This is a genomic window from Streptomyces sp. SID14478 (genome assembly GCF_010548525.1).
In the GTDB taxonomy this organism is placed as follows: domain Bacteria; phylum Actinomycetota; class Actinomycetes; order Streptomycetales; family Streptomycetaceae; genus Streptomyces.
In genome coordinates, this window is the sequence record NZ_JAAGMG010000677.1 from 1 (window position 1) to 3,533 (window position 3,533).

A 3,533-nucleotide genomic window follows, 5' to 3' on the forward strand; every position below is an offset into this window, starting at 1 on the left:
ACGTGAGCTTCTCGTCGAGGCTGAGCCTGGCGAGCAGCGACTCGACGCGTGGCCCGGCGCCGTGGCGTGCCCTGCTCGACGTCGCCGCCGACGCGGGGACCGGCAGGCCGGTGGTGGCGGCCGCGGCGACCGCGACGGCACCGCCGATCCGCCGCAGAGCAGATCTTCTGGACATCCCGTCGGGCATGGCTGTCACTCCTTTTCACGTACGCGTCCTTGCGTACGGGTCCTTGCGCACGAGCCCCTGCGTTCGACTCGTGAACGCCCTATGCGACAAAACGGACTTGACGCACCGTTAGAAACTGCGGAACCGAGCCGGAAACTATGACCGCCACTGACTCGTGTCAATGGCGTGAACGAAGAAAGGCGGGTGCCGCCGACCGGACCGGTCGGCGGCACCCGCCTTCGCCGTCGAGGCGCGCGCGTCAGCCGTTGGGACGCAGCGTCCACACCACCCGCATCTCGCCGGTGACGGCCCCGTCCGCGCGCGTGATCGCGATGGCCACCGGGAACTCCGGGCGCCGGCCCGCGTCCAGCTCCGCGACGACCTCGGCGGCCGGACGACCGAGGGTGGCCGTGGCGGTGACCGGGCCCATGGCCAGCTTCTTGTACGCGATCTCGGCGCTGACGGCGAGCGGGACGGCCCGGGCCAGCTGGTCGCCGAACGCGGCGAGCACGATGGCGCCGCTCGCGGACTCGCCGAGCGTGAACATCGCGCCGGCGTGCGGGCCGCCGACGTGGTTGTGGTAGTCGGCCTGGTCCGGGAGTGCGACGACCGCCTTCTCGGGGGTGGTCTCGACGAACTCGAGGTTCAGGGTCCGGGCCATCGGCACCGTGGCGGCGAGCATCTCGCCGATCGACATCTGGTCTGCGCTCATGACCCGAATGTTACCCGTGGGTAGCAATCTTGGCCATCCTCGTGCGCGAGCGGGAAGCGGAAGCGGAACCGTTGCACGTCCGGTACAGGGCGGGGATCCCGAAGGCCTCACGACCCTCTATCGTTTACGGCCATGTGGCCAGGACAGCAGCCGCCCGGGGGCGAGCAGAACCCGCAGGACCCGAACAACCCCAACTACCCGAACAATCCCAACAATCCACCGACGCCGGCGTCCCAGCCGACGCCGAACCCGTACCAGCAGCCGGGGTACCAGCAGCCCAACCCCTACCAGCAGCCGGGGTACCAGCAGCCGAACCCGTACCAGCAGCAGCCGGGGTGGAACGCGCCGACGACGCCGCTCGGCCCGCCGCAGCCGCCGAACCAGGGCGGCGGGGGCAACCGCACGAAGATCGTCGCGATCGTCGCGGCGGCCGCTGTCGTCGTCGCGGCCGGGGTGACCGGATTCCTGGTGCTCGGCGGGGACAAGGACGACGACGCGAAGGGCGGCGACAAGAAGTCGCCGGCCGCCTCGCAGTCCGCGAGCGAGAAGCCCACCGAGTCGGCGTCGGCCGGCGCCAACCCGCGCGGCGGCGACAACGCCGTGCAGCCGATCATCCCCGGCTGGCAGCCGGTGGTGAACACCAAGCACAAGACGGTGTTCGACGTGCCGCAGGGCTGGGAGGTCAGCGCGGGCGGCTCGGACCAGATCATCGGGTTCGAGTACGACTACAAGGACAAGAAGAACAAGAAGTCGCACAGCATGACGACTGTGTCCGCTCCGGCCGAGTACAAGTCCAAGTGGTGCTCCGACGACGCCGACAAGGACGGGAACAAGGACGACACCTCGCTCGCCGGTGTCGGCACGCGCGGCGAGGACGGCGCCAAGACCGCGGCGGAGGCCGCCGAGAACCGGGTGCCGTGGTGGATCTACGGCGGATACACCGAGCCGTCCATCAAGGCGGTGAAGGTGGACAAGCCCACGGACTTCACCAACGCCCAGGGCGTCAAGGGCAGCCTCATCAAGGCGCACTCCGAAGGGACGCCGCAGAAGGGCAAGTGCGCCAGCGAGGGCAAGGCCGTCGTCTTCGCCTTCCAGAACGCGGACGGCGACTACGTGTCCTGGGACCTGTGGGGCGCCAAGGGCGTCAAGGACGAGTTGGACGACGCGACGATCGACAAGATCCTCAGCTCGGTCCGCTACTACAAGGACCCGACGACGTCCTGAACCGCCACGTCAACGGTTTGGCAAATCGGCGTGCGGCGGCGATAGTCCCTCAGTGACCTCCGCCGCCTCCCCGCCCTCCCGCCGGCCCGCCTGGGCCGGGCGCAATTACTCGTTGCTCGCCGTCGCGGCGTTCATCACGACGCTCGGCGCGCACGGCGCGCTCATCGCGTCGGCGTTCGCCGTGCTGGACACGGGCGGCTCCGGCGGCGACGTGGGACTGGTGGCGGCGGCCCGCACGCTGTTCCTGGTGATCTTCCTGCTGGTCGGCGGCGCGGTGGCCGACCGGATGCCGCGCCATCACGTGATGGTCGCGGCCAACGCCCTCAACTTCCTTTCGCAGGGCGCCTTCGCGCTGCTCGTCCTGCAGGGCGACCCGAAGCTGTGGCAGATGATGGCGCTCAGCGCGCTGGGCGGCACCGGGCAGGCGTTCTTCAACCCGGCGGCCGAGGGCATGCTGATGGCCTCGGTCTCCGGGGAGCAGGCGAGCCGCGCGTTCGCGATGTTCCGGATGAGCATGTCCGGCGCCGCGGTCGGCGGGGCCGCGCTCGGCGGGGCGATGGTCGCCGCGATCGGCCCCGGCTGGGTGCTGGCCGTCGACGCGGCGGCGTTCGTGGTGGCAGGCGCCCTGCGCGCGTTCCTCGATGTGAGTCATATCGCACCGCGGCAGCCGGGCAGCGGGCTGCTCGCCGACATGCGTGACGGCTGGCGGGAGTTCGTCGGGCGGCCGTGGCTGTGGACGATCGTCGCCCAGTTCTCCGTGGTGGTGGCCGTCGTGGGCGCCGCCGAGTCGGTGTTCGGGCCGCTCGTGGCGCGCGACGAGCTGGGCGGGGCCGGGCCGTGGGGCCTCGCGCTCGGCGCGTTCGGCGTCGGCACGATCCTCGGCGGGCTGCTGATGATGCGCTGGAAACCGCAGCGGCTGCTGTTCGCGGCGACGCTGTCGGTGTTCTCGCTGGCGCTGCCGTCGGCGGCCCTGGCGGTTCCCGTGCCGATCGGTGCGCTGGTCGTGGTCATGTTCGTCAGCGGCGTCACGATCGAGATATTCGGCGTCTCCTGGATCACCGCCCTGCACCAGGAGATCCCGGAGGACAAGCTCTCCCGCGTCTCGGCCTACGACTGGTTCGGCTCGGTGGCGATGGTGCCGCTGGCGACGGCGCTCGCCGGGCCCGCGGAGTCGGCGTTCGGGCGGACCCCGGCGCTGTGGGGCTGCGCGGCCCTCGTCGTGCTTGCCACGACCGCGGTCCTGTTCGTCCCGGACGTCCGCAACCTGCGCCGCCGCCCGCCCGCCGTGGTCGTGGAGTCGGCCGCGTCCACGCCCCTCGACTCCGAGGTCACCCCACGCTGAACGAGCCGCCGGGCGGCTCCGGCGAGGCCACCGCGTCCGCGTCGGTCACCGGCTGCGCGTCGCCGACGAAACGGCGCAGCCCGTCGCCG

The 3,533-nt window shown here is 71.3% G+C and carries 4 protein-coding genes and 1 pseudogene; 2 read left to right on the forward strand and 3 right to left on the reverse strand.

The window, feature by feature from the left end:
* Together G3I40_RS22445 and G3I40_RS22450 are read right to left on the reverse strand one after the other, a co-directional pair.
* Positions 1–187: hypothetical protein (locus G3I40_RS22445; protein ID WP_164303934.1), on the reverse strand; the 187-nt coding region annotated here is incomplete at its 3' end.
* Between the two features lie 238 nt (positions 188–425).
* Positions 426–863, reverse strand: coding sequence for a DUF4442 domain-containing protein (locus tag G3I40_RS22450; protein ID WP_164303937.1), 438 nt, complete (start codon positions 861–863; stop codon positions 426–428).
* Between the two features lie 147 nt (positions 864–1,010).
* On the opposite strand from G3I40_RS22450, the gene G3I40_RS22455 reads away from it, so the two are divergent.
* Both G3I40_RS22455 and G3I40_RS22460 read left to right on the forward strand, forming a co-directional pair.
* Positions 1,011–2,102 (forward strand): hypothetical protein, encoded by a 1,092-nt coding sequence (locus G3I40_RS22455; RefSeq protein ID WP_164303935.1) that lies wholly within the window; start codon positions 1,011–1,013, stop codon positions 2,100–2,102.
* A 52-nt stretch (positions 2,103–2,154) separates the two neighbouring features.
* The gene (locus G3I40_RS22460; protein WP_164303936.1) at positions 2,155–3,444 is read left to right on the forward strand and encodes an MFS transporter; all 1,290 of its coding nucleotides are present in this window, start codon (positions 2,155–2,157) and stop codon (positions 3,442–3,444) included.
* On the opposite strand, the pseudogene G3I40_RS47300 reads toward G3I40_RS22460, so the two are convergent.
* Positions 3,431–3,533, reverse strand: a pseudogene (locus tag G3I40_RS47300) (spermidine synthase-like protein); the annotation flags it as partial. The gene G3I40_RS22460 and the pseudogene G3I40_RS47300 overlap by 14 nt on opposite strands.